The organism is Mesorhizobium sp. M1004 (assembly GCF_040318795.1).
GTDB lineage: Bacteria > Pseudomonadota > Alphaproteobacteria > Rhizobiales > Rhizobiaceae > Mesorhizobium.
The window spans coordinates 31,651-55,265 of the sequence record NZ_JAMYNB010000013.1 but is presented as its reverse complement, the minus strand read 5'-3'; the positions used below and the strand labels follow the sequence as shown (position 1 = coordinate 55,265).

19 protein-coding genes, 1 other RNA gene and 1 pseudogene are annotated in these 23,615 nt (G+C 63.4%); 4 read left to right on the top strand and 17 right to left on the bottom strand.

Annotated elements, in window-relative coordinates:
• Position 1: 1 nt before the first annotated feature.
• The 9 genes from ftsW to mraZ are packed head-to-tail and all read right to left on the bottom strand — an operon-like array spanning position 2 to position 10,224.
• Positions 2-1,153 carry a putative lipid II flippase FtsW gene (ftsW, locus tag NKH54_RS24745; RefSeq protein ID WP_023668275.1) on the bottom strand — a complete coding sequence of 384 codons (1,152 nt, stop codon included), beginning with the start codon at positions 1,151-1,153 and terminating at the stop codon, positions 2-4.
• Positions 1,153-2,553, bottom strand: a complete 1,401-nt coding sequence (murD, locus tag NKH54_RS24740; protein ID WP_353029210.1) for a UDP-N-acetylmuramoyl-L-alanine--D-glutamate ligase — start codon at positions 2,551-2,553, stop codon at positions 1,153-1,155. Before murD ends, ftsW begins: the two co-directional genes overlap by 1 nt.
• An 8-nt stretch (positions 2,554-2,561) precedes the next feature.
• On the bottom strand, positions 2,562-3,644 hold the full coding sequence (gene mraY / locus NKH54_RS24735; protein WP_023668273.1) for a phospho-N-acetylmuramoyl-pentapeptide-transferase: 1,083 nt from the start codon (positions 3,642-3,644) through the stop codon (positions 2,562-2,564).
• An 18-nt stretch (positions 3,645-3,662) separates the two neighbouring features.
• Entirely contained in the window at positions 3,663-5,096 is a 1,434-nt protein-coding gene (locus tag NKH54_RS24730) for a UDP-N-acetylmuramoylalanyl-D-glutamyl-2,6-diaminopimelate--D-alanyl-D-alanine ligase (protein WP_352545498.1), read from the bottom strand.
• Positions 5,093-6,547, bottom strand: a complete 1,455-nt coding sequence (locus NKH54_RS24725; protein WP_353029209.1) for a UDP-N-acetylmuramoyl-L-alanyl-D-glutamate--2,6-diaminopimelate ligase — start codon at positions 6,545-6,547, stop codon at positions 5,093-5,095. The genes NKH54_RS24730 and NKH54_RS24725 overlap by 4 nt, the downstream gene beginning before the upstream one ends.
• Before the next feature lie 54 nt (positions 6,548-6,601).
• The gene (locus tag NKH54_RS24720) at positions 6,602-8,326 is read right to left on the bottom strand and encodes a peptidoglycan D,D-transpeptidase FtsI family protein (RefSeq protein WP_023682141.1); all 1,725 of its coding nucleotides are present in this window, start codon (positions 8,324-8,326) and stop codon (positions 6,602-6,604) included.
• 14 nt (positions 8,327-8,340) lie between these two features.
• The gene (gene ftsL / locus NKH54_RS24715; protein ID WP_023682142.1) at positions 8,341-8,733 is read right to left on the bottom strand and encodes a cell division protein FtsL; all 393 of its coding nucleotides are present in this window, start codon (positions 8,731-8,733) and stop codon (positions 8,341-8,343) included.
• Positions 8,734-8,737: 4 nt separating this feature from the next.
• Positions 8,738-9,754, bottom strand: coding sequence for a 16S rRNA (cytosine(1402)-N(4))-methyltransferase RsmH (gene rsmH / locus NKH54_RS24710; protein ID WP_023714771.1), 1,017 nt, complete (start codon positions 9,752-9,754; stop codon positions 8,738-8,740).
• Positions 9,751-10,224, bottom strand: a complete 474-nt coding sequence (mraZ, locus tag NKH54_RS24705) for a division/cell wall cluster transcriptional repressor MraZ (protein WP_023682144.1) — start codon at positions 10,222-10,224, stop codon at positions 9,751-9,753. Before mraZ ends, rsmH begins: the two co-directional genes overlap by 4 nt.
• 402 nt (positions 10,225-10,626) lie before the next feature.
• Between mraZ and NKH54_RS24700 the strand changes: the two genes are divergently transcribed.
• On the top strand, positions 10,627-11,742 hold the full coding sequence (locus NKH54_RS24700) for a cystathionine gamma-lyase (protein WP_353029208.1): 1,116 nt from the start codon (positions 10,627-10,629) through the stop codon (positions 11,740-11,742).
• A gap of 8 nt (positions 11,743-11,750) precedes the next feature.
• On the opposite strand, the gene NKH54_RS24695 is transcribed toward NKH54_RS24700, so the two are convergent.
• The 7 genes from NKH54_RS24695 to NKH54_RS24665 form a co-directional block, all read right to left on the bottom strand.
• Positions 11,751-12,044, bottom strand: a complete 294-nt coding sequence (locus tag NKH54_RS24695; protein ID WP_023668265.1) for a type II toxin-antitoxin system RelE/ParE family toxin — start codon at positions 12,042-12,044, stop codon at positions 11,751-11,753.
• Positions 12,041-12,325, bottom strand: a complete 285-nt coding sequence (locus NKH54_RS24690; RefSeq protein WP_353029207.1) for a type II toxin-antitoxin system ParD family antitoxin — start codon at positions 12,323-12,325, stop codon at positions 12,041-12,043. The genes NKH54_RS24695 and NKH54_RS24690 overlap by 4 nt, the downstream gene beginning before the upstream one ends.
• Positions 12,326-12,505: 180 nt before the next feature.
• Positions 12,506-12,903, bottom strand: an RNA gene (gene rnpB / locus NKH54_RS24685) — RNase P RNA component class A.
• A 51-nt stretch (positions 12,904-12,954) separates the two neighbouring features.
• Positions 12,955-13,659: a lytic transglycosylase domain-containing protein gene (locus tag NKH54_RS24680; protein ID WP_023804324.1), complete on the bottom strand. Its 705-nt coding sequence runs from the start codon at positions 13,657-13,659 to the stop codon at positions 12,955-12,957.
• A gap of 184 nt (positions 13,660-13,843) precedes the next feature.
• Entirely contained in the window at positions 13,844-14,611 is a 768-nt protein-coding gene (locus tag NKH54_RS24675) for an N-acetylmuramoyl-L-alanine amidase (protein ID WP_353029206.1), read from the bottom strand.
• A complete protein-coding gene (locus tag NKH54_RS24670; protein WP_353029205.1) occupies positions 14,608-15,327 on the bottom strand; it encodes a TerB family tellurite resistance protein in 720 nt (239 codons plus the stop codon). Before NKH54_RS24670 ends, NKH54_RS24675 begins: the two co-directional genes overlap by 4 nt.
• A 209-nt stretch (positions 15,328-15,536) precedes the next feature.
• Positions 15,537-15,734: a hypothetical protein gene (locus tag NKH54_RS24665; RefSeq protein ID WP_023668260.1), complete on the bottom strand. Its 198-nt coding sequence runs from the start codon at positions 15,732-15,734 to the stop codon at positions 15,537-15,539.
• 177 nt (positions 15,735-15,911) lie between these two features.
• Between NKH54_RS24665 and NKH54_RS24660 the strand changes: the two genes are divergently transcribed.
• From NKH54_RS24660 to NKH54_RS24650, 3 genes and pseudogenes are all read left to right on the top strand, one after another.
• Entirely contained in the window at positions 15,912-19,871 is a 3,960-nt protein-coding gene (locus tag NKH54_RS24660) for a hydantoinase B/oxoprolinase family protein (protein WP_353029204.1), read from the top strand.
• A gap of 31 nt (positions 19,872-19,902) precedes the next feature.
• Entirely contained in the window at positions 19,903-21,201 is a 1,299-nt protein-coding gene (locus NKH54_RS24655) for a BtaA family protein (RefSeq protein WP_352446331.1), read from the top strand.
• A pseudogene (locus NKH54_RS24650) lies at positions 21,198-21,854 on the top strand (class I SAM-dependent methyltransferase); the annotation flags it as partial. The gene NKH54_RS24655 and the pseudogene NKH54_RS24650, both read left to right, overlap by 4 nt.
• 123 nt (positions 21,855-21,977) lie before the next feature.
• On the opposite strand, the gene NKH54_RS24645 reads toward NKH54_RS24650, so the two are convergent.
• Positions 21,978-23,357, bottom strand: a complete 1,380-nt coding sequence (locus NKH54_RS24645; RefSeq protein ID WP_352446332.1) for a serine hydrolase domain-containing protein — start codon at positions 23,355-23,357, stop codon at positions 21,978-21,980.
• Between the last annotated feature and the right edge of the window lie 258 nt (positions 23,358-23,615).

Sequence of the window (23,615 nt, the reverse complement as noted above, 5' to 3'; positions counted from 1 at the left end):
ATCACTCCGCCGGCAGGGCGCGCTGCGACAGGGCAAAGCCCATCTGCTTGCGCTTTTCCGGTCGCTTGCGCGTCAGCGCCAGCACCATGCCCATCGAGATGGCAATGGCGATCTGCGAGGAGCCGCCATAGGAGATGAAAGGCAGCGTCATGCCCTTGGCCGGCATCAGTTGCAGGTTGACGCACATGTTGATGACCGACTGCAGGCCGAACACGGTGACGAGACCGCCGACGGCGTAGCGGGTGAAATCATCATGTTCCTTCAATGCCGTGCTCAAGCCGCGCAGCACGATGAAGGCGAAGATCGACATGATGAAGAAGCACATGATCAGCCCGAACTCTTCGCCGGCGACCGAAAACACGAAATCGGCATGCGCGTCGGGGATGACGCGCTTGACCGTGCCCTCGCCCGGGCCGACGCCGAACCAGTGGCCGTTGATCAGCGCCTCGCGGCCCATGTCGACCTGGAATGTGTCGCCTTCGCCGGTCAGGAATTTGTCGATGCGGGCGGCGACGTGCGGGAACACCGTGTAGGCGGCAAACAGGCCGCCGGCGCCGGTGGCGCCAAGCGCGATGATCCATAGCCAGGGCAGGCCGGCCATGAAGAACATGACGCCCCAGGTGCCGGTCACCAGCATGGTTTGGCCGAGATCGGGCTGCGCCACCAGAAGCGAGATGACCAGGATTAGCAGCAGCATGGCAAACAAATTGCCCGGAATGTCGGGCTGGCGCTTGTGTTCTGCGAACAGCCAGGCGCAGACGATGACGAAAGCAGGTTTCAGGAATTCCGACGGCTGGATCGACATGCCGACAAACGACACCCAGCGCCGTGCGCCTTTCACTTCGACGCCGATATAGAGCACGGCCACCATCAGCACCAGCATGATGCCCAGGATGATCAGCGCCATGCGCCGGATCTGCCGCGATTCCAGGAAGGAGACCGCCAGCATTACGCCGAGCGCCGGCACGGTGAAGATGATCTGCCTGGTGGCAAAGTGGAAACTGTCGAGGCCGATGCGTTCGGCCACCGCCGGGCTTGCCGCAAAGGACAAGACAATGCCAAGCCCCATCAGCGACAGGAACGCCGCCAGGAACCAGCGATCGATCGTCCACCACCAGGTTGCAACCGGGCTTTTGTCGAGACGGCTTTGCATTATCGTGCCCCTCCGATGGGTTTGACACCCTCGATAGCATTCGCAGCTTGCCTGAAGGCTTCGCCGCGAACTTCGAAATTCTTGAACTGGTCGAAACTGGCGCAGGCCGGCGACAGCAGCACCACCGCCTCGCCGCTGTCATCCTTGGCCGCGTCTTTCGCGGCATGGTCGACCGCGGCGGCCAGGGTGCCCGAGATTTCATAGGGCACGGCTTCGCCGAGCGTCGCCGAGAACGCGGGCGCCGCCTCGCCGATCAGATAGGCCTTGGCGATGCGTGGGAAAAAACCGCGCAGCGGCTCGATGCCGCCTTCCTTGGGCAGTCCGCCGGCGATCCAGTAAATGCGCGAAAAACTCGACAGCGCGGGTGCCGCCGCATCGGCATTGGTCGCCTTGGAATCGTTGACAAACAGCACGTGGTCCTTGCGTCCGACCTGCTCCATGCGATGCGCGAGGCCTGGAAAGCTCTCCAGTCCCGCCTGGATCTCGCCCAGGCTCAAGCCGACCCTGAGGCAGGCGGCAACAGCGGCAAGCGCGTTCTGCGCATTGTGCTGGCCGCGCAACGAACCGATGCCTTCGAGGAAGGCGACGCGGCTGTAGCGGCCATGGACGGCTTCCATCAGATCGGAACCGTCTGCGAAATAACCGTCGGTCAGCGGCAGCCGCTTGGAGATGCGGATCACCTCCCGGCCCGCCCTCTCCAGCCGGTCAGCGATCTGCGCGCACCAGGAATCGTCAACGCCGACGATCGCCGTCTCGCTGCCGGCAACCAGCCGCTCCTTGATCGAAGCGTAATGCTGCATGGTGCCGTGGCGGTCGAGATGGTCGGGCGTCAGGTTGAGCAGGATGCCGGCCGTCGGGTTGATCGAGGGCGCGAGATCGATCTGGTAGGACGAACACTCGACGACATAGTCCCGGTCAGCCTGCGGTGGATCGAGCGTCATGATGGCCCGGCCGATATTGCCGCCCATCTGCGTGTCGCGCCCTGCCGATTTGAGGATATGCGCGGTCAGCGCCGTGGTCGTCGACTTGCCGTTGGTGCCGGTGATAGCGATGAACGGCGCATCAGGCGCGCGCGCAATCCGCTCGCGGCAGAACAATTCGATATCGCCGATCACTTCGACGCCGGAGCCACGCGCCAGCTCCACCGTCCAGTGCGGCTTGGGATGCGTCAGCGGCACGCCGGGCGAGAGCACGAAGGCCGAGAATTTCGACCAGTCGGCGCCGCGCAGATCGGCGGTCGCAATGCCTTGGTCAGCGGCCTTGGCGACGCTATCGGGATTGTCGTCCCACGCCAGCAAGTCGGCGCCGCCCTCGATCAGCGCGCGCGCCGTGGCGATCCCCGAGCCACCGAGCCCGAAGAGCGAAACGCGTTTGCCCGAAAAGGATGCGGCGGGAATCAAGCGGGTTCCTATCTCAGCTTGAGGGTCGACAGGCCGACCAGCGCCAGGATGACGGCGATGATCCAGAAGCGGATCACCACCTGGCTTTCGGTCCAGCCGAGCTTTTCGAAATGATGATGGATCGGCGCCATCAGGAACACGCGCTTGCCGGTCATCTTGAAGTAGCCGACCTGGATGATGACCGACAGGATTTCCACGACAAACAATCCACCGACGATGACCAGCACGATCTCGTGTTTGGTGGCGACGGCGACCGTACCGATCAGGCCGCCCATGGCCAGCGAACCGGTGTCGCCCATGAAGATCGCCGCCGGCGGCGCGTTGAACCAGAGGAAGCCGAGGCCGGCGCCGATGACGGCGCCGAGCACGACGGCCAGTTCGCCGGTGCCGGGCACGAAATGGATCTGCAGGTATTCGGCGAACACCGCGTTGCCGGAGAGGTAGGCGATGACGCCAAAGGATGCCGCCGCGATCATGATCGGCACGATCGCCAGCCCGTCGAGGCCATCGGTCAAATTCACCGCATTGCCGGCGCCGACAATGACGAAGCAGGAGAACGGCACGAAGAACCAGCCGAGATTGATGATGAATTCCTTTGCGAAGGGGAAAGTCAGCGACGATGAGAACGGCGCCTGGCCATTATGCATGATCGCCCAGGCGGCGATGCCGGCGATGACGAATTCCAACGCCAGCCGCGCCTTGCCGGAAAAGCCGAGATGCGACTGCTTGGTTACCTTGAGATAGTCGTCGTAAAAGCCGATCGAACCGAAGCCCAGCGTCACCAAGAGCACCACCCAGACATAGATCGAGGAGAGGTTCGCCCATAGAAGCGACGAGCCGACGATGCCGCACAGGATCATCAGCCCGCCCATGGTCGGCGTGCCGGCCTTCTTGAAATGCGTCTGCGGGCCATCGGCGCGGATCGGCTGGCCCTTGCCTTGCCGCAGCCTAAGCGAATTGATGATGGTCGGCCCGAAGATGAAGACGATCAGCGCCGAGGTGATCAGCGCACCGCCGGTGCGGAAAGTTATGTAGCGGAAGACATTGAAGACCGAGACCTTGTCCGCAAAATCGACGAGCAATGTAAACATACGATTCCGTTCCCCGGACTAGTTCTGTTTCGTGCCTGCGGCTTCCGCCGGATATTTGCCGAGCAAGGCCTCGACCAGCTTTGAAAAGCCGATGCCTTTCGACGATTTGATCATCACCACGTCGCCGGCCTTCAGCGTCGACAACAGCAGCGGCTTCAATTCCTCGGCGCCGGCGCGGTATTCCGTTTTGATCTCGTCGGGCAGGATGTCTGCCAGCGCCCGCATTTCCGGACCGCCGAGAAAGACCGTGTTTGTGCCGGTGCCGACGATCAACTCGGCAAGGGCTGCATGGAGCTTGGCCGAATGGTCGCCGAGCTCGAGCATGTCGCCGAGGACGGCGATGCGCCGGCCCTCGCCCGTGACAGGCGTCGCGTTGAGCAGCGCCATGGCAGCAGCCATCGAGGCCGGATTGGCGTTGTAGCTCTCGTCGATCAGTGTGATCGGTCCCTTGGGGTGGCGAAGCATATGGCGCTTCCCACGGCCACGCTCGGCCGACAGATCGGCCAGTGCCAAGGCCACCTTGCCGATGTCGGCTTCAACCAAATGCGCGGCGCCGAGCACCGCCAGGACGTTCTGTACCATGTGGCGGCCGGGCGCGCCGATGCGCGCCGTCACATCCTGCCCGCCGATCCTGGCGGTGATGTCGGAATGATCGGCATGCAGCTCGCATTTGGTCAGCTTGTAGGTCGACCGTGCATTCTCGCCGAAGCCAAAGACATGTTCGACGCCGGCGGCTCGCGCCATCTTGTCGAGCAGCTTCCATCGCGCATCGTCGCGGTTGAGCAAGGCCGCACCGCCGGGCTCGATGCCTTCAAAAATCTCGGCCTTGGCCTTGGCGATCTCGTCGAGATTTCTAAAGAAGCCGAGATGCGCCGCGGCGATCATCGTGACGATGGCCACATGTGGCCGGACCATCTTGACCAGCGGCCGGATCTCGCCGGGATGGTTCATGCCGATCTCGAACACCGCATAGTCGCAATCATCCGGCATGCGCGCCAGCGTCAGCGGAACGCCCCAATGATTGTTGAAGGACTGCGCCGAGGCATGCACAGTGCCGACGGCCGACAGCACATGACGCAGCGCCTCCTTGGTGGTGGTCTTGCCGGCCGATCCGGTCACCGCGATGATTTTTGCGTTGGAACGGGCGCGGGCGGCAACACCGAGTTTCTCCAGTGCTGCCAGCACATCCTGCACGACGATCATCGGCGCCGTCAGCCGCCCGAGCGACGGCAACTTGCCTTCGGCAACGACCAGCACGCCGGCGCCGGCCTTGATCGCCGCGGTCGCGAAGTCATGGCCGTCCATCGCCTCGCCCTTGATGGCGAAGAAGGCGTCGCCCGGCTGCAGGCTGCGGCTGTCGATCGAGATCCCCGAAATTCCCTCCGGCATCGGCCCGAGCGGCCGACCGCCCATGGCGTCGACCAGCGCCTCGGAAGTCCAGAGCACGCTCATGCGGCCCGCTCCCGCAGCGCCGACCGGACTTCTTCCTGGTCGGAGAACGGAAAAGTCTCGGCGCCGATGGTCTGGCCCTCTTCATGGCCCTTGCCGGCAACGATCAGCGTATCGCCCGCTTTCAGCATGGCGACCGCTTCGTGGATCGCCTTGCGGCGGTCGCCGATTTCAATGGCGCCGGGCGCGGCCGCCAGGATCGCGGCACGGATCGTTTCCGGCACTTCCGAGCGCGGATTGTCGTCGGTGACGATGACGACATCGGCGAGCCGCGTGGCGATCTCGCCCATGATCGGCCGCTTGCCCCGGTCGCGGTCGCCGCCGCAGCCGAACACGACGATGACGCGGCCGGTGGTGAATGGGCGCACGGCGGCCAGTACATTTTCCAGCGCATCCGGCTTGTGGGCATAGTCGACATAGACGGGCGCGCCATTGGCGGTGGCGCCGACAAGGTCGAGCCGTCCCGGTGCCCCCTGAAGTTTCTCTAATGCCATCAAAGCTTTGGCGACCGGCGTTCCAGTGGAAATGGCCAGCCCGGCCGAAACCAGGGCATTGGCGATCTGGAAGTCACCTGCGAGCGGCAGGTCGATCTCGTAGAGCACGCCGTCGGCTTCGACCTCGGCGCGCTGGCGGTGGCGCTCGTGCTCGACCCGCTTCAGGCGCAGGAAATCGCCATGGCGGCCGACCGTCAGCACCTTGAGCCCGGCGGCCTGCGCAGCCTGGATGGTCGGCGCCGACCACGGATCGTCGGCAAAGATGACCGCTGGCACGCCTTTCGGCAGCAGCGTGTCGAACAGGCGCAATTTGGCGCGATGGTAGTCCTCGACCGTCGGATGATAGTCCATATGGTCGCGGCCGAGATTGGTGAAACCGCCCGCGGCGAGCTTGACGCCATCAAGGCGGCGCTGGTCGAGACCATGGCTGGAAGCCTCCATCGAGGCGTGGGTGACGCCGGCCTCCGCCAATTCCTTGAGCAACTGGTGCAAAGCCACTGGATCGGGTGTGGTCAACGAACCGTAGTCGTTGCGGCCCGGCGCCACCACGCCGGTGGTGCCAATGGACGCGGCGGCAAAGCCGGCCTGCTCCCAGATCTGCCTGGTGAAGGCGGCGACCGAGGTCTTGCCTGCGGTGCCGGTAACCGCGACCATGGTCTCCGGCTGGCTGCCGAAGAAACGTGCCGCGCTCAGCGCCAGCGCCAGGCGTGGGTCGTCGACGCTGAGCACCGGGACGGACAGGCCGGAAACGGCGCTGGCGTTGCCAACGACAACCGCCGCTGCGCCGCGCTTTGCCGCATCGGCGGCATAGGCCGAACCATCCGCCTTGCTGCCGGCGAGCGCGAAAAAGACCACGCCGGTCTTGACCGTGCGGGAATCCGACGAAATCCCGGTTACCTCCACATCGCGGGAAGATGTTCCCTCGACAGGCAGGATACCGGCTAAATCTCTCAGGTGCATCGAACCCCGTTTATCTCAACAAAATGGCGCGCAGTTGCCGGCGCGCCCTAAGAATCACTGATAGGAAACCAGCGTTGCGCCATTTTCATGGCTGAAATCTGGCTTCACGCCAAGCATGGCGGCTGCCCGCCTGATGATGTTTCCGGCCATGACACCCGCATTGTTGGCGGCGACGTCAGTCATTCCGGGCTTTTCCGGGTGCGGAGCGTCAGCGATCGTAAACACCAGATACTGCGGATCGTCCATCGGGAAGGCGGCGACGAAGGTGTTGAAATTCAGTTCCTTCGAGTAGCGGCCATTGATCACCTTCTCGGCGGTTCCGGTCTTGCCGCCAACGCGGTAGCCGGGGGCCCTGGCGTTTCTGGCCGAGCCTTTCTCGGCATTGAGCGTGTAGAGGTAGCGCATGCCCTCCACAGTCTTTTCGCTGACCACTCTCTTGGCCACCGCCATGGCATCCTGCTCGCTGCGGACCAGGAAAGTCGGCGGGATCAAATAGCCCTGCATCAGCGCCGCGCAGCCGACGGCCGCCTGCAGCGGCGTCGTCGACACGCCATGGCCGAAGGCGATGGTGAAGGAGTTGACCTGCTTCCAGACCTTCGGTTCGGTCGGGCGGGCGACTTCAGGCAGTTCGGTCTGCATCCTGTCCAGAAGGCCAAGGCGATGCAGGAATTCGCGGTGCCCCTCGATGCCGACCATTTCGGCCTCACGGGCCGATCCGATATTGGAGGAGTAAAGGAACACCTCCGGCAATGACAGCACGCGGTTCTTGCCGTGGAAATCGTGGATGGCCTGATGGCCGACCCGGATTGGGTGCGAGGCGTCGAAACGGCTGTTCATGTTCGCCTTGCCGGAATCGAGCGCCATGGCCGAGGTGAAGCTCTTGAAGGTCGAGCCCATCTCGTAGAGGCCGGCCGACATGCGGTTCAGCCGATCCTTGTCCTGCGCATTGAAGGGATTGTTCGGATCGAAATCCGGCACCGAGGCCATCGCCACCACTTCGCCGGTCTTGATGTTGAGCACGACGGCGCCGGCGCCCATGGCCCGATAGCGCTCGAGGCCGGCGGCAATCTCGTCGCGCACCACATGCTGGACGCGCAGGTCGATCGACAGCTGAACCGGCTTCAGATCCTTGGCGATCGCCAAGCCTGAGGCCTGCAGGTCGCTCAGGCCCTGCTCGTCAATGTACTTCTCCATGCCGGAGATGCCCTGATTGTCGATGTTGGTGAGGCCGACAATGTAGGACGAGGTCACGCCGGCAGGATAGAAGCGGCGCTTTTCGGTGCGAAAGCCGATGCCGGGAATGCCGAGCTGCATGATGTCGGCCTGCTGCTTGGGTGTCAGCTGCCGCTGCAGCCAGACGAAGCCGGCGCCGCTCTTCAGCTTGTGATAGGTCTGCTCGGGGTCGATGTCGGGCAGAATGGTCGACAGCTTTTCGATCGCCTCGTCGGCATCGACGATGCGGCGCGGCTCGGCAAACAGCGATGCCGTCTTGATGTCGGTCGCCAGCACCTCGCCGTTGCGGTCGACGATGTCGGGACGCGACGCCGTCACCCGGCTTTGCGGCCCATTCGACATGTCGGGGGACTGGAAACCGAGATAGACCAGCCGCCCGGCGATGGTCGAATAGATGCCGAAGAACACCGCCATCGTCATCACGATGCGGGTCTTGGCCTTGCCGCCGGTCGCCTTGCGCGCGCCTTCGACCACGATGGAGCCGTCCTCGCCGGTCCGTGCGCGGCGCTTCAGCAATTTGCCGACCGACGGAAGTTTGGCGCGCATTGGAAATCCAGCGATCATTGGACGATGGCTCCGGTGACCACGGGATCCTTGTCGGCTGGTCCTTTGCCGGAATTGTCGGCCATGCCGCCAAGCCGTTGCGACGACAGGTCCTCGATGTTGAGCGGTTTTGCCGGCAGGTCGTCGAGCCCGACGATCTGCCGCGCATTGACCGGCTCGAGTGCGAGCTGCGATTTGTAGATTTCAGCCAGCTTCTGCAGGCGCGACGGCTGGGTCAGCAGGCTCCAGTCGGCCTTGAGCAGGTCGATCGTGTCCTCCTCATAGCGGATCTGCGCCTCGATCTTCTGCACCGAAGCCAGCTGTTCCTCGGCCTCGCGCTTGGCCTTGTAGGTCAGGGCCGCGGCCGAGACCATGACGGCGATCAGGACTATGTCGCTGGTTCGAAACACGTATTCACCTCTCTCGCGGCGCCTGGATGCCGGGAAGCTTTGGAAGGCCGAAAATGGTGAGATCACCGGCGCGCGCCGGCGCCTCGGTGCGGATGGCGGTACGCAGCCTGGCCGAGCGCGCCCGCGGATTGGCAGCGACCTCGGCATCGCCTGCCGTCACGCCGCCACCAGCCTTGCGGAAGGTCGCAGTGCGCGCGTGCGCCTCGGGCAAATGACGTGAGCCGGTGGCGACGTCGGCGCGGTCGGCGATGAAGCGCTTGACGATGCGGTCTTCCAGCGAATGGAACGTCACCACCGCAAGCCGCCCGCCGGGCTTCAATACCCGCTCGGACGCCATTAGGGCTTTGGCCAATTCGCCCAGCTCGTCATTGACGAAAATGCGCAGCGCCTGGAAGACGCGGGTGGCCGGATGAATCTTGTCCTTCGGCGCGCGGCCGATATGCGTTTCGATCGCGTCGGCGAGATCGAGCGTGCGCTCGAACGGACGTTTTTCGCGGCGTGACTCGATCATGCGGGCAATGCGGCCGGCATTCCGCTCTTCGCCGAGGAAGCCGAAGATGCGGGCAAGGTCGCCTATCTTGAACGAATTGACGACGTCGGCAGCACTCAAGCCCGCCTGCGCCATGCGCATGTCGAGCGGCCCGTCGGTGCGGAACGAAAAGCCGCGCTCGGGCTGGTCGACCTGCATGGAGGAAATGCCGATGTCGAGGACAACGCCGTCGGCGCTTTCGACCTGCTCGTCCAGCGTCGAAAATGGCGCCTGCACCAGCCTTAGCCTGCCGCCGGATTGCTGTTCCAGGCCGCGCCCGGCGGCAATCGCATCGGGATCGCGATCGATCGCCACCACCGAGGCGCCGCTCGCCAGGATCGCCTTGGTGTAGCCGCCGGCGCCAAACGTGCCGTCGACGATCACATCGCCGGCTTTGGGTGAGAGCGCCTCCAGCACTTCGGCGAGGAGGACCGGAATGTGGCGGACCGGTCCGCCAACGGCGCTGAGATCATCGCCGTGATCCGCCATCATTCCGGCCGCTCCCCAGCCTTGGCCTCGTGAGCCTTCGTCCCCTGCCGAAGCTGCAAAAGCCGAGCGCGCGCCTGCGCCCCATAGGCGGCCAGCCGTCCAGGCTCCCAAACTTGAAAGAAATTGCCACGGCCGACAAAGGCCACTTCGCTCGTGATGCCCGTATGCTCGCGGATGAAATCGCTCATCGTGATGCGGCCATCCTGATCGAGCTTCAGGAACGTCCCGTCGCCATGGCAGAAGAACGACATATCGTCCGCCGTCTGCAAAAAAGGGTCTTCCAGCGCGATGCGCTGCTCGTAGCGGTCGAGCAGATCGAGCCCGCCGACATCCATCGCAGGCACGTCCAGGCCGCGCAGCGCATAGAGTTCCGAATAGCCGCGCTTCTGCACGACCGCGCGGAAATGCGCCGGAACGGAGACCCGCCCCTTCGCATCGATCCTGTTCACCGCGCTTGACAGAAACCGGTCCATGACACGCTGCAGCCGCTTCCGCCGCCGCACCCCTCTCCATGTTTTCGTCCGCGCCGAAGCGCGTCCCCTGCCGAAAATCCGCTTCGCTCCCAGCGGCAAAACGCCGCAAACGCACAGCCGCCGCGGCTGCCCGATTGGCGTACGCTTTACCCTGACGCGGAACGAAGGCTTTGGTATCGAAATGGGATATCATGGGGCACTATGGGCGTCAACGGGAACAGGCTTCACAAACGCGCGCGCCACAACCGGTGAGAGCAGCTCTGACAACACTCCCGTCTTTATCTCCCATTAAGCCTAACGAACCGTTTAGAGCGGGCTGGCCCAAGCGGAAGCGGCTTGCCGCGCATCACTGCCGCGAATAGCGTCGTCAGTCTTTTCGCTGAGCAACAAGGTCAGAAATCCATGTCCGAAACAGCCAGGTCCCGCGCGGCCTCCCTTGCCCATCTGCGTCGCGACGGACTTGTCAAAGGCGACCCCATCCCATTGCCGCTGACCATGGCCGCTATTTTCCACAACCCGGGCGACGGCGCCGGCTACAGTCAGTACGGCCGTTACAGCAACGCCACCTGGGATGCGGTCGAGCACATGCTGGCGCATCTCGAAGACGCGCCATGCGTCGGCTTCCCCTCAGGAATGGCGGCAATCTCGGCGGTGTTTTTCGGCCTGTTGAAATCCGGCGACCGCGTGCTTTTGCCTTCGGACGGCTACCATGCCACACGCGCGCTGGCCGAACGTTTCCTCAAGCCCTTCGGCGTCGCCTATGATCTGCGGCCGACAGCTACATTCCTCGACGGCGGCTTCGGCGGCTACCGCCTTGTCTACGTTGAAACCCCGTCAAATCCGCGATTGGACATTTGCGACATCACAGCCGTCACCGAGGCCGCGCACCAAGCGGGCGCGATCGTCGTCGTCGACAACACCACGATGACGCCGTTCGGCCAGCGCCCGCTCGATCTCGGCGCCGACATCGTCGTTGCTGCCGACACCAAGGCGGCCAACGGGCATTCCGACGTGCTGTTCGGCCATGTCGCCAGCCGCAATCCAGACATCATCGCGGACGTCACCGGCTGGCGCGAGACCGCGGGCGGCATTCCCGGCCCGTTCGAGGCTTGGCTGGTGCATCGCGGCCTGGAGACGCTGGAGGTACGCTTCGACCGCATGTGTTCTTCTGCCGAGGTGATCGCGAAGCGCCTGAAAAACCATCGCGCCGTTAGCGGCTTGCGCTACCCCGGGCTGGAGGGCGACCCGTCGCACAACCTCGCCCGGGCGCAGATGGAGCGCTTCGGCTTCCTCATGTCCTTCGAACTCCTCTCCCAGGAAAAGGCCGAGGATTTCATCAACAACTGCACGCTGATGCAGGCGGCAACGTCGTTCGGGGGTGTCCACACCTCCGCCGAGCGGCGGGCCAAGCGAGGAGATTCGGTTCCGCCCGGCTTCGTGCGCCTGTCGGTGGGCTGCGAGCCGGTGGAAGAACTCTGGCAGGCGATCGAGGCATCGCTGGACAAGATCGGCATCTGAGCTGGCGGTTAGGTCACCAAGTCATCGGCGCCAATATCGCGCCTGCCGTGCAAAACGCGGACGATCTCGATCGCGTCTTCGCCCATGCGATACAGAGTGACATATTCGCCGACGATCAGATGACGAATGCCGGGCGCGATATCATCGCGCGGCGCACCTGAGAACGGGTGCAAGGTGAGCAGTGTCCAGCGCCTCTCCAAAGCGTCCACAAGGCGCATGGCTCCCTTTGGGCTATGTTCCGCAATGTAGTCACCGATGCCTTCGACATCTGATATCGCCTGAGGAAGCAGCCGATATTTCACTCTTCCGAGCCTGCAGCTTCCGACATCCTGTGATATTTGGCTCGCAGCCGGTCCATGAAGGGCTGGCCGTCCACCGCCGGTCCGCTGTCGATCCCCTCCTGAACCAGCTTGCGCAATTCCTCGACCGTGTAGCCGAGAAGATCGCGGCGGTCTTTCCATTGCCGCAGCGCATCACGGATGACTTCGCTGGCCGAGGCATATTCGCCGGCGGCCACGACATCGTCGACCGCCGCCGCCAGTTCCGGCGAAAGCGTGATGCTGCGTTTGTCGACGTGACCCATGATGCGCTCCTGATCAAACCATGACAATCATGGTACGATTAAATCGTACCAGCTTCAAGGATGCGTTTGTCTCGACCCCAGCATGCGTACTTGATTCAATCGCTCAAGCACCTGAATCGCCAGCTGCGCCCGAAGGCGCAGACTGCTGATCCAAAGGATTAATCGCGATATGGGGGAGAAATTGCCAGCTGGCCTGTAAGCCGGGTTTTGTATGGCCCTCGCCCCTTTCGGGGCGAGAACGTGGCGGCCATTCATCTTGGGCGCATGTTGCCATCCGCCTCACGCAACCTACCCGGACGGTGAGCCGGAAACAGCCCTCGAAGGTTTCCCCTCGCACCGTCCCTATTCGGTCTTGCTCCCGGTGGGGTTTACCGTGCCGCTCCTGTTGCCAGTCGCGCGGTGGGCTCTTACCCCACCCTTTCACCCTTGCCCCGATAAATCGTGGCGGTTTGCTTTCTGTGGCACTTTCCCTGGGGTCGCCCCCGCCGGCCATTAACCGGCACCGTGTCTCCATGGAGCCCGGACTTTCCTCACCCGCAGCCTTTCGGCTTTGCGGGTGCGGCCGCCCGGCCAGCTGGCACAGCGTATAAAGGGGTTCACGTTCCAAAACGCAAATGAAAAAGCAGACTTTATGCCGGCGATCCCAATGCCGCCAACTGCACCTTGACCTTGCCGCAATACGCCGCCGACACCGGGTTCATCCGCGTCGCGGCATGGCCGGCATTGTATTTCAGGATCGTGCCGCAGGTGGTGCCGCCGCCGAGATTGCGCGCCATGGCAAGGTACTTCATGCCGTATTTGATGTTGGTGTCGGGATCGAACAGACCCTTGGCGGAGCCGCTATACCCCATCATCCGCGCCGTTGCCGGCTTGATCTGCATCAGGCCGATTTCACCCGCGCTGCCGACGATGTTCGGCCGGTAGTTGCTCTCGATCTTGATGACCGCCTGGGCCAGCGACACCGGCACGCCTTCGGCCGCAGCATAGCGGGCAATGATTGCCGAATACTGGCCGCCAAGCGCGCCTGCCGCAGTCGACTCCGCAGCGGTGCTTGGGCGGATCGATGCGGTCGTCGTCAGGTCGACGCTCTTCCTGTTGCGCTTAACATGCCTCTTGGCCGTGGCTTTTCTGGCCTTCACCACGGCTGCTTTGCGCACTTTCGCGGTGGTTGCCCTTTTTGCTTTCGGGTTTGCCTTCGTCATGGTGGCCTTGGCGGGTGCGGCGATGAAGCCCTGGTCTGCCCTCTGGCTCAGTGGTGCGGCATCGGCCGTGCTGAAGGCAAAAGTCATTACGCCGGCAGCAATAGCTGCCGTTACAACGGTCAATTTCTGCATGTGGTCCTGTTCTGTTTGGCCGCGCGAAGATCTTCACGCAGCAAGGCCTAATCAATATCGGAGCATCCGGGGGGCTGGAGGTCCGATAACTTGCACGAACTGCCTTTGAGGGCGGAATTTGTGTCGAACAAGGCGAGGCAATTCACTTTCAGTGACAGGCTGTAACTTGAATATTAGGAAAAGATTATTTAGACGCAACTGACCTAAGGGAAGTCAGCAGGCTTTGCAGCGTGCTAGACGTAGAGCCGTCGGCGACGCCATCCACCAGGCGTGGTCGGAAATGCCGCTGAAAAGCTTCGACGACGATTTCGGTCTGGCGGTCGAAGACACCTGATATCTCGACGCCATAGCCATAGAGCGCCAGCATCGACTGCAGTGCCTCGACCTCGGCGCCGGCATCGCCGGCTTTCAGCACCGCGCCGCGCCGGACCGGCGCCGCAGGCACGAGATGGCCGACCCCGGCCGCAAACAGCGCCTTCCAGGGGAATTTCTCGCCCGGGTCGATCTTGCGCCCCGGCGCGATGTCGGAATGGGCAAGCACCCTTTGCGCCGTAATGGAATGGCGTTCGATGATACCAAGGCAAAGCCCGATCACCGCTTCCACCTGCCGCTTGGGAAAGGCCGAATAGCCGAGCAAATGGCCGGGATTGACGATTTCGATGCCGACCGAACAGGAGTTGATGTCGCGACGACCGAACCAGGAACTTGCACCGGCGTGCCAGGCGCGGTCGCTTTCGCGCACCATCTGGATGATGCGGCCATCCTCATGGACGAGGTAGTGCGACGAGACTTCGCTTGCGGGGTTGCACAACCAGGCTTCCGCCGCAGCACCAGTCGCCATGCCGGTATAGTGCAGCACGATCATGTCGGGCCTGAGCGTTTCGCGCCGCGGGCCGAAATTCGGCGATACCCTGACCTCCGCGCTTGGCTCGTCGGGCGAGAAGCCGGTCATGCGTGCCTGAGGCCCCGCTCGATCATTTCATAGGCCGCGTTGATCGCCGCGACCCTGGTCGTTGCAATCTTGATGAATTCCTGCGGCAGGCCGCGCGCGATCAGCCGGTCCGGATGATTGTCGGAGACCAGCTTGCGGTATCGCTTCCTGACCTCCTCGAACGGCTTGCCGCGCTCAATGCCGAGCACGATATAGGGATCGCCGGCCCCGAGAATGACGTGCCTGGCCATGATGGCCTCGTAGTGCACCTCGTCGATGCGGAAAATCTCGGCAATACGGTGCAGGAAAATCCCTTCGCGCTCATGCACCAGCCCATCCGCCTTGGCGATATGGAACAGACCGTCGAGTATGTCTTCCAGCATGACGCAGTTCGAATGGCCCGAGCCGCACATCTGCGCCATACTCTCGGCATAGGTCTCGAACCCGGCGACGTCGCGCTTGGCCAGATCGTAAAGCCGCGCCACATTGCGGGTCTGTTCTCGCGGCACCTCGAATATTTCCTGGAACGCGCGAACCTCGTCCTGGGTGACGATGCCATCGGCCTTGGCCATCTTGGCTGACAGCGCAATCATCGCCACAGAGAAGGCAACACGCCGGCGCAGATCAGCGTCACCGGAGAAAACCGTGCGCACGGCCTCAACCACATCGGCTACGCCGGACGTGGCTGAAGATGAAACGCGGGTGATGAAGTCGCCGAGGCGATCCCAAATCGACATGAGCGCTTATTAGGGCCGCCGGCCATTGCTATCAAGCCAAGACAGCGCCGCAGAGTGGACCGAATTTACGCAAGCAACCGACGCGCCAGATCCCAAACCGTAGGAAAGAGCCGGTTCAAGGCCCTTGAGCCCCGAATCGACCTAAACGCAGGAAGGCCGGCGCGAAGCCGGCCTCCTCTCTCGTCACGTCAAAGTGACCGAGACTGCTGCTACTGCGCGGGGGCAGGAGCAGGTGTTGCCGGAGCCGGTTCTGCAGGCTTCGGTGCATCCGGCGTCGCCGGCTTCATGGGCTCGGCGGCTGGCGGATTGGTGCTCTGGGTGGTGGTGTTATCCGTACCGCTGTCGCTGCAGGCGGCAACGCCGAACAGGGCCAGGGCGGAAACGGAAGCAAGAATGAGCTTTTTCATGACATCTCTCCTTCAACACACGCTCACGTTGCGGTGAACGGTCGAAGGCAAAATGCATCAAACGGCCATGAGTTTCGTAACGTTGCGTTTCCTGATGTAACATCCGCGCACTACCGATTGCGGGCCGGGCGATGCCGAACTAACAGTCTGGACCCAAATGCAATGCCGGAGTTCTGCGTGGACAAGAAATGGGATTTTTGGATCGACCGCGGCGGCACCTTTACCGACGTGATCGGACGTGATCCGCAAGGCGGTTTGCATCCCAGGAAATTCCTGTCGGAAAATCCCGAAGCCTATCCCGACGCGGCCATAGCCGGCATCCGCGAGCTTCTGGGGCTGAAATCCGGCACCGCTATTCCTCCGGGCCTGGTCGGTGACGTCAAGATGGGTACCACCGTTGCCACGAATGCGCTGCTGGAGCGCAAGGGCGACCGTGTGCTTTTGCTCATCACCAAGGGCTTTCGCGACGCGCTGAAGATCGCCTATCAGGCGCGGCCGGACATCTTCGCCAAGGAGATCATCCTTCCCGAACAGCTCTACGAGCGAGTCATCGAGATCGACGAGCGTGTGCGCGCCAATGGCGAGGTCGAGCGCTTGCTCGACATCGCCGCCTGCCGGCCCGCCATCGAACAGGCGAAGGCCGACGGCATCGATGCGGTGGCCATCGTCTTCATGCATGCCTGGAAATATCCCGACCACGAGAAGGCGGTGGCGAAAGTCTGCCGCAAGATCGGGTTCAGCCAAGTCTCGGTCAGCCATGAAGTCTCGCCGCTGATCAAACTGGTCGGCCGCGGCGACACCACCGTGGTCGATGCCTATCTGTCGCCGATCCTGTCGCGCTATGTGCAAAGGGTGGCGGGAGAACTGGGCGCGACGCCAATCTCCCCACTTGTGGGGGGTGAGGAGCGGTCGGCCAAAGGCCGAGAAAAAGCCAACGATTTGGCTTTTTCAGCGACGAACGCCCGGAGCCATAGCGAAGGGCAGTCGGCAAAGCCGACGGAGGGGGTTCTCTCAGGAGGCACCACCAAAGCGTCGAGCACTGCCGCGGCGACCCCACCCGGCGGCTTCGCCGCCACCCTCCCCTCGAGGGGGAGGGAGAACCCTCGCCTGATGTTCATGATGTCGTCGGGCGGGCTTACCGCCGCCGACATGTTTCAGGGCAAGGACGCGCTGCTGTCCGGCCCGGCCGGCGGTGTCGTCGGCATGGTCGAGACGGCGAAACTCGCCGGATTCGAGAAAGTCATCGGTTTCGACATGGGCGGCACCTCGACCGACGTCGCCCATTATGACGGCGAGTATGAGCGCGCCTTCGACACCGAGGTCGCCGGCGTGCGCATCCGTGCGCCGATGATGCGCATCCATACCGTCGCTGCCGGCGGCGGCTCGATCCTGCACTACGAAGCCGGCCGTTTCCGCGCCGGCCCGGATTCCGCCGGCGCCAATCCTGGCCCCGCCGCCTACCGGCGCGGCGGCCCGCTGGCCGTCACCGACGCCAATGTCATGCTGGGCAAGCTGCAGCCCGATTTCTTCCCGGCAATTTTCGGCCCAGGCCAGGACCAGCCGCTCGATGTGGCCGCCGTGCGCAAAAAATTCGCTGCGCTGGCCGTCGAAATCGGCGATGGCCGCACGCCGGAAGCCGTCGCCGAAGGCTTCGTCACCATCGCGGTGGAAAACATGGCCAATGCCATCAAGAAGATCTCCGTGCAGCGCGGCTATGACGTCACTGAATATCTCTTGAACTGTTTTGGCGGCGCCGGCGGCCAGCATGCCTGCCTGGTTGCCGACGCGCTCGGCATGGAGGCGGTACTGATCCACCCCTTCTCCGGTCTGCTCTCAGCCTATGGTATCGGCCTGTCGTCGGTTTTCGCGTCGCGCCAGCAGGCGCTCCTGAAGCCGCTTGCCGAAGAATCCAGGACCCAGATGGGCAGCCTCATCGGCACGTTGAAAAAAGCCGTCATGGCCGAATTGGTAGCGCAAGGCATCGCCGAGGACAAGATTGCGGCAAAGCCGGTGCTGCACATCCGCTATGACGGCACCGACACCACGCTGCCGGTGAATTTCGAAGGCGACTCGATCTTCCAGGCCAGGCGCGATTTCGAAATCGCCCACAAGGCGCAGTTCGGGTTCGTCTATGATGACAAGCCGATGATCGTCGAGACCGTTGGCGTGGAAGGCGCCGAGATCGTCGAGACCACGGCCGAAGCCGTTGCGCCCGCCGGACCGGCAAGGGTTGAAGCGGGTGCGTCCGGAACGCGGCGCATCTACACCGAGGGCCGCTGGCATGAGGCCGGCATCCATCGTCGCGAAAATCTGCGCCCATCCAACCTGATCGCAGGCCCCGCTTTGATCATCGAGCCGAACCAGACCATCGTCGTCGAGCCGGGCTGGCGGGCCGAAATCACCAACCTCAATCACGTCGTCATCCGCCGCACCGAACGGAAAGTTCGCACGGCTGCCCTCGGTACCGAAGCCGATCCGGTGATGCTGGAGGTCTTCAACAACCTCTTCATGTCGATCGCCGAACAGATGGGCGTTACGCTGCAGAACACCGCCTATTCCGTCAACATCAAGGAAAGGCTGGATTTCTCCTGCGCCGTCTTCGACCGCCACGGCGCGCTGGTCGCCAACGCGCCGCACATGCCGGTGCATCTCGGCTCAATGGACCGCTCGGTCGAAACCATCATCCGGCTGAACTCCGGCGACATCCACCCCGGCGACGTCTTTGCGCTGAACGCACCTTACAATGGCGGCACGCATCTGCCCGACATCACCGTGGTGACGCCGGTCTTTTCCCTCCCCCTCGAGGGGAGGGTGGCCGCGCAGCGGCCGGGTGGGGTCCTCTCAGAAGGCACCGCAAGGGCGTCGAGCACTGCCGCAGCGACCCCCTCCGGCGGCTCCGCCGCCACCTCCCCTTCAAGGGGGGAGGAAATCCTGTTCTGGGCGGCCTCACGCGGCCATCATGCCGACATTGGCGGCACGGCACCTGGCTCGATGACACCACTTGCCACCACGGTCGACGAGGAAGGCGTGCTGTTCGACAATTTCCGCGTCGTCGATCGCGGAAAATTCCGCGAGGCGGAGCTGCAAACGCTGCTCACCGACCACCCCTACCCCGCCCGCAACCCGCACCAGAACATCGCCGACCTAAAGGCGCAGATCGCCGCCAATGAAAAGGGCGTGGCGGAACTGCGCAAAATGGTCTCCCATTTCGGCCTCGATGTCGTCGAGGCCTATATGGGCCATGTCCAGGACAATGCCGCCGAAAGCGTGCGCCGCGTGCTGGAAAGGCTGCCTGACAGCTCGCAGTATGAATACCCGACCGACACCGGCCAGGTGATCAAGGTGAAGATCACGGTCGACCGGCAAAAGAGCGAAGCGACCGTCGACTTCACCGGCACCTCGCCTGTCATGAAGAACAATTTCAACGCGCCCGAGCCCGTCGCCCGCGCCGCCGTGCTCTATGCCTTCCGCGTCATGGTCGAGGACATGATCCCGATGAATGCCGGGTGCCTCAGGCCCATCAACATCATCATCCCCGACGGCTCGATGCTGAAGCCGGCCTACCCCGCAGCAGTCGTCGCCGGCAATGTCGAGACCTCGCAGCATGTCACCAACGCGCTGTTCGGAGCCATGGGCGCCATGGCCAATGCGCAAGGCACGATGAACAACCTGACCTTCGGCAACAAGCAGTACCAGTATTACGAGACGATCTGCTCCGGTTCGCCGGCCGGACAGATGAACTCCGGCCGCGGCTTTGCCGGCACATCCGGCGTCCACACCCACATGACCAATTCGCGCCTGACCGACCCGGAGGTGCTGGAATTGCGCTTTCCCGTGCTGCTCGAGGATTTTCACATTCGCGAAGGCTCCGGCGGCAAAGGCAAATGGGATGCCGGTGACGGCACCAGGCGGACGATCCGTTTCCTCGAAAAGATGGAATGCGCCATCCTGTCCTCGCACCGCAACCGCCCGCCGCAAGGCCTTGATGGCGGCGGTGACGGCGAGGTCGGCTCGACCAAGGTCCGCCGCCAGGACGGCAGCGTCGAGACGCTGAAGGCCTGCGACCAGACCGTGCTCGACGCCGGCGACGCCGTCATCCTGACGACGCCGACGCCGGGCGGGTTTGGCAAGGCCTGAACTCGCGTCAACAGGCTGTCACCCGCCTGTCATGCCCCTGAGTTACCCGCTTGCGGCAAAGCAAATGGGGAATCACTTTGCCATGACGGACGTCTCCTCGGATCTCGTTTTTCGCCGCGGCAAGGAAGTTGGAAAAGCCGTCTACCAGAACCGCCCGCTTTCGCAGGCCGGCCTTTCCGAACGACTGTTTGCGCTGCTGTTTTCCGGCCTTGTCTATCCGCAGATCTGGGAAGACCCTGAAGTCGACATGGAGGCCATGCAGCTTGGCCAGGGCCACCGCCTCGTCACCATAGCGTCGGGCGGCTGCAACATCCTCGCCTACCTCACCCGCTCGCCTGAACGCGTCGATGCGGTCGACCTCAACGCCGCCCACATCGCCTTGAACCGGATGAAGCTGGAGGCGGTGCGGCATCTGCCCTCGCAGGGCGATCTGTTCCGTTTCTTCGGCGCCGCCGACACCAACCACAATTCGCAAGCCTATGACCGCTTCATCGCGCCGCATCTCGACCCGGTCAGCCGCCACTATTGGGAGCGTCGCAGCTGGCGCGGCCGCCGGCGCATCACCGTCTTCGACCGCAATTTCTACCAGACCGGCCTGCTCGGCCTGTTCATCGCCATGGGCCACCGCATCGCCAAATTCTTCGGCGTCGATCCCGCCGGTATCATGGCGTCGAAGAGCCTCGCCGACCAGCGCCGCTTCTTCAACGAAGAGCTGGCGCCGGTCTTCGACAAGAAGCTGTTGCGCTGGGCTACCTCGCGCAAGGCTTCGCTGTTCGGCCTCGGCATTCCGCCGGCGCAGTACGATTCGCTGATCACCTCGGGCGATGGTTCGATGGCCAGCGTGCTGAAGGCCCGGCTGGAAAAGCTCGCTTGCGATTTTCCGCTGAAGAACAACTACTTCGCTTGGCAAGCCTTCGCCCGTCGCTATCCCAATCCGGGTGAGGCCGCCCTGCCCGCCTATCTAGAAGAGGCCAACTACAAGGCGATCCGCAACAATGTCGATCGCGTCGGCATCCACCACGCCAATCTGATCGAATTTCTGGCCGGCAAGGACGCAGGCACCGTCGACCGTTTCGTCCTGCTCGACGCGCAGGACTGGATGACGGACGACCAGCTCAATGCCCTTTGGTCGGAGATCACCCGCACCGCCTCGGTCGGCGCCCGAGTCATCTTCCGTACCGCCGCCGAGCCCAGCCTGCTGCCGGGCCGCGTCTCGATCTCGCTGCTCGACCAGTGGACCTACGAGGACGAGGCCTCGCGCGACTGTTCGGCCCGCGACCGCTCTGCGATTTATGGCGGCTTCCACCTCTATGTGAAGCGCGCGGCATGAGCGCGAGCGGGCTGCCGGCCGATCATGCCGAACTGATGGACGGCGTCTACCGCTGGCAGCGCCACATCTACGACCTGACCCGCAAATACTATCTGCTTGGCCGCGACCAGATGATAGTCGGGCTGGATGTGCCGGCGAATGGCAGAGTGCTCGAACTTGGCTGCGGCACCGGCCGCAACATCGCGCTTGTAGCCCGCCGCTATCCCGACGCCCGCCTCTACGGCCTCGACATCTCGGCCGAGATGCTGGAGACGGCGAGCAAGGCGATCGGCCGCGACGGCCTGTCCGGCCGCGCCGTGCTGGCGCGCGGCGACGCCACCGATTTCGACGCCAAGACGCTGTTCGGCGTCGAGCGCTTCGACCGCATCTTCGTGTCCTATTCGCTGTCGATGATCCCCGGTTGGGAAAAGACGGTTTCGGCAGCCCTTGCGGCACTCGCGCCCGGCGGCTCGCTGCATGTCGTCGATTTCGGCCAGCAGGAAGGCTTGCCCAACTGGTTCCGGACATTGCTGCGCGGCTGGCTCAAGAAATTCCATGTCACGCCGCGTGAATCATTGCGCGAAGTCTTGGAATCGGAGTCTCGGCGAACCGGCGCAAGCTTCCGTTTCCGTACGCTTTATCGCGGCTATGCCTGGCTGGCGGTCGTCAAGATCGCGCACTCTTACCTCCCCTCGATGGGGGAGGTCGCGCCGAAGGCGCGGGTGGGGGTGAAGTGCCAGGCACCCTGCCCCGGCGCTACGCGCCGACCCTCCCCATCAAGGGGAGGGTAAAGGGAGCTAGCGCAGTGCCTTCATCAGCGCGCCGACCATCACCTGCGGCCGGTAGCCGAGCTTGGCCGGCGTCAACCCCAGCCGCACCACCACCAGTCGCTCCGACCGGATGATGGCGACCGTCTGGCCGTCATGGCCCTCCATCCAGTAGGTATCGTTGGGCAGGCCGGCGGCGACGCCGGCGCCGGGATTTCCTTCGTCCCCCGGGGCTTCGATCCAAAGTTGCCCCTTGCCGTAGACTTTCGAGGCCGGTGCCGGTTCGCACATCCAGTCGACGAAACCGGCCGGCAGGATCTGGTTGCCGTTCCAGACGCCGCCCTGCAGCAGGAATTGGCCGAACCGCGCCCAGTCATGCCCCGTGGCATAGAGGTAGGATGAGCCGACAAAGGTACCCTCCTCGTCGGTTTCGAGCACCGCGCTTTGCATGCCGAGCGGCCCGAACAGCGCTGCCCTTGGCCACATCAGCGCCTTGTCCTTGTCGCCGATAGCATCCTGCCACAGCCGCGACAGCATCACCGCCGTGCCGCTCGAATAGGAAAAGACCTTGCCGACGTCGCCGGTCAGCGGCTTGGCCTCGGCGAAGCCCGCCATATCCGGTTCGAGGTAGAGCATGCGCGTCACATCGGCAACGTCGCCATAATCCTCGTTGAACTCGAGTCCGCTCGACATCGCCATCATATCGGCAAGGCTGATGGCGGCGCGGCCGTCCGCCTTCCATGAGCCGAACAGGCCCTGATTGGTCACCGCCATCTTGCCGTCCTTGACCAGCGTGCCGACGAGCGCGGCGTTGACTGTCTTGGTCATCGACCAGCCCAGCAGCGGCGTTTTCGCCGAAAAGCCGTCGCCATAACGCTCCGCAACAATGCGGCCATTTTTGACCACCACCACGGCGCGCATGCCGATGCCGGTCATCGCCGCACCGTCGAGGATCTTGTTGATTTCGGGATTTTGCGAGGCATCGACTCGATCTCCCTCGGGCCACAGATCGCCCTTGGTGGCCGCCGACGCCTCGGCAGGGATTGACGTGCGCCGTGCCTTGCCGACGTCGCCATCAGGAACCGAGGCGCAACCCAGGCCGGCGCGCGCAACAGCAACGCTCTTGCCGAGGAAGCCAAGCAGCCCGGCCGAGACGGTCCCCCTGTTCTTGTCGACCGACACCTTCATCAGCCTGAGAAGCGGATGGCCGGGCGCCTGCACGTCGATGGCAAGCACCTCATTGGGATCACGGCCGGCGATAAAAACATTCGAGCAGACAATCTTGGCGGAATAGCCGGAACCGACGCGGATCAGTTCGGGCGGCGCGACGTAGAGCCAGGTAAACAGGGCGGCTATGGCCAACACGACCAGGCCGAGCAGCCATTTGATGATCTTCACGGCGATCCGCATCTTTCCGTCCCTGCTTTTCCGCTGCCCGTGGCTTGCGGCCCGATTTATGTCATCGATTTGCCGCCATTGCTTCCGCAAAATCGGTGTTCTTGTCGAGCGCCGTCAACCTGTTATCAACCATGATCGGCGATCACTGGTGCATGTCGCCCAAAAGTGCGCAGCGGTTTTGGAACAACGACATGCACGAAAATAGCGTATCAGGCGATGCTGTGGGGCGATCGCCTGAGGGGCACCTGCAACGACAACCCAACAGCGACC

Bases quoted from the DNA above. Each gene is read 5' to 3' on its own strand.
- NKH54_RS24665 (WP_023668260.1), bottom strand. From the start codon at position 15,734: ATGAAAAAGCTCATTCTTGCTTCCGTTTCCGCCCTGGCCCTGTTCGGC.
- NKH54_RS24730 (WP_352545498.1), bottom strand. From the start codon at position 5,096: ATGAGCGTGCTCTGGACTTCCGAGGCGCTGGTCGACGCCATGGGCGGT.
- NKH54_RS24675 (WP_353029206.1), bottom strand. From the start codon at position 14,611: ATGACCGGCTTCTCGCCCGACGAGCCAAGCGCGGAGGTCAGGGTATCG.
- NKH54_RS24700 (WP_353029208.1), top strand. From the start codon at position 10,627: ATGTCCGAAACAGCCAGGTCCCGCGCGGCCTCCCTTGCCCATCTGCGT.
- NKH54_RS24690 (WP_353029207.1), bottom strand. From the start codon at position 12,325: ATGGGTCACGTCGACAAACGCAGCATCACGCTTTCGCCGGAACTGGCG.
- rsmH (WP_023714771.1), bottom strand. From the start codon at position 9,754: ATGATGGCGGATCACGGCGATGATCTCAGCGCCGTTGGCGGACCGGTC.
- NKH54_RS24655 (WP_352446331.1), top strand. From the start codon at position 19,903: ATGCCCCTGAGTTACCCGCTTGCGGCAAAGCAAATGGGGAATCACTTT.
- NKH54_RS24680 (WP_023804324.1), bottom strand. From the start codon at position 13,659: ATGCAGAAATTGACCGTTGTAACGGCAGCTATTGCTGCCGGCGTAATG.
- mraZ (WP_023682144.1), bottom strand. From the start codon at position 10,224: ATGGACCGGTTTCTGTCAAGCGCGGTGAACAGGATCGATGCGAAGGGG.
- ftsW (WP_023668275.1), bottom strand. From the start codon at position 1,153: ATGCAAAGCCGTCTCGACAAAAGCCCGGTTGCAACCTGGTGGTGGACG.
- NKH54_RS24645 (WP_352446332.1), bottom strand. From the start codon at position 23,357: ATGCGGATCGCCGTGAAGATCATCAAATGGCTGCTCGGCCTGGTCGTG.
- NKH54_RS24725 (WP_353029209.1), bottom strand. From the start codon at position 6,547: ATGCACCTGAGAGATTTAGCCGGTATCCTGCCTGTCGAGGGAACATCT.
- mraY (WP_023668273.1), bottom strand. From the start codon at position 3,644: ATGTTTACATTGCTCGTCGATTTTGCGGACAAGGTCTCGGTCTTCAAT.
- NKH54_RS24670 (WP_353029205.1), bottom strand. From the start codon at position 15,327: ATGTCGATTTGGGATCGCCTCGGCGACTTCATCACCCGCGTTTCATCT.
- NKH54_RS24720 (WP_023682141.1), bottom strand. From the start codon at position 8,326: ATGCGCGCCAAACTTCCGTCGGTCGGCAAATTGCTGAAGCGCCGCGCA.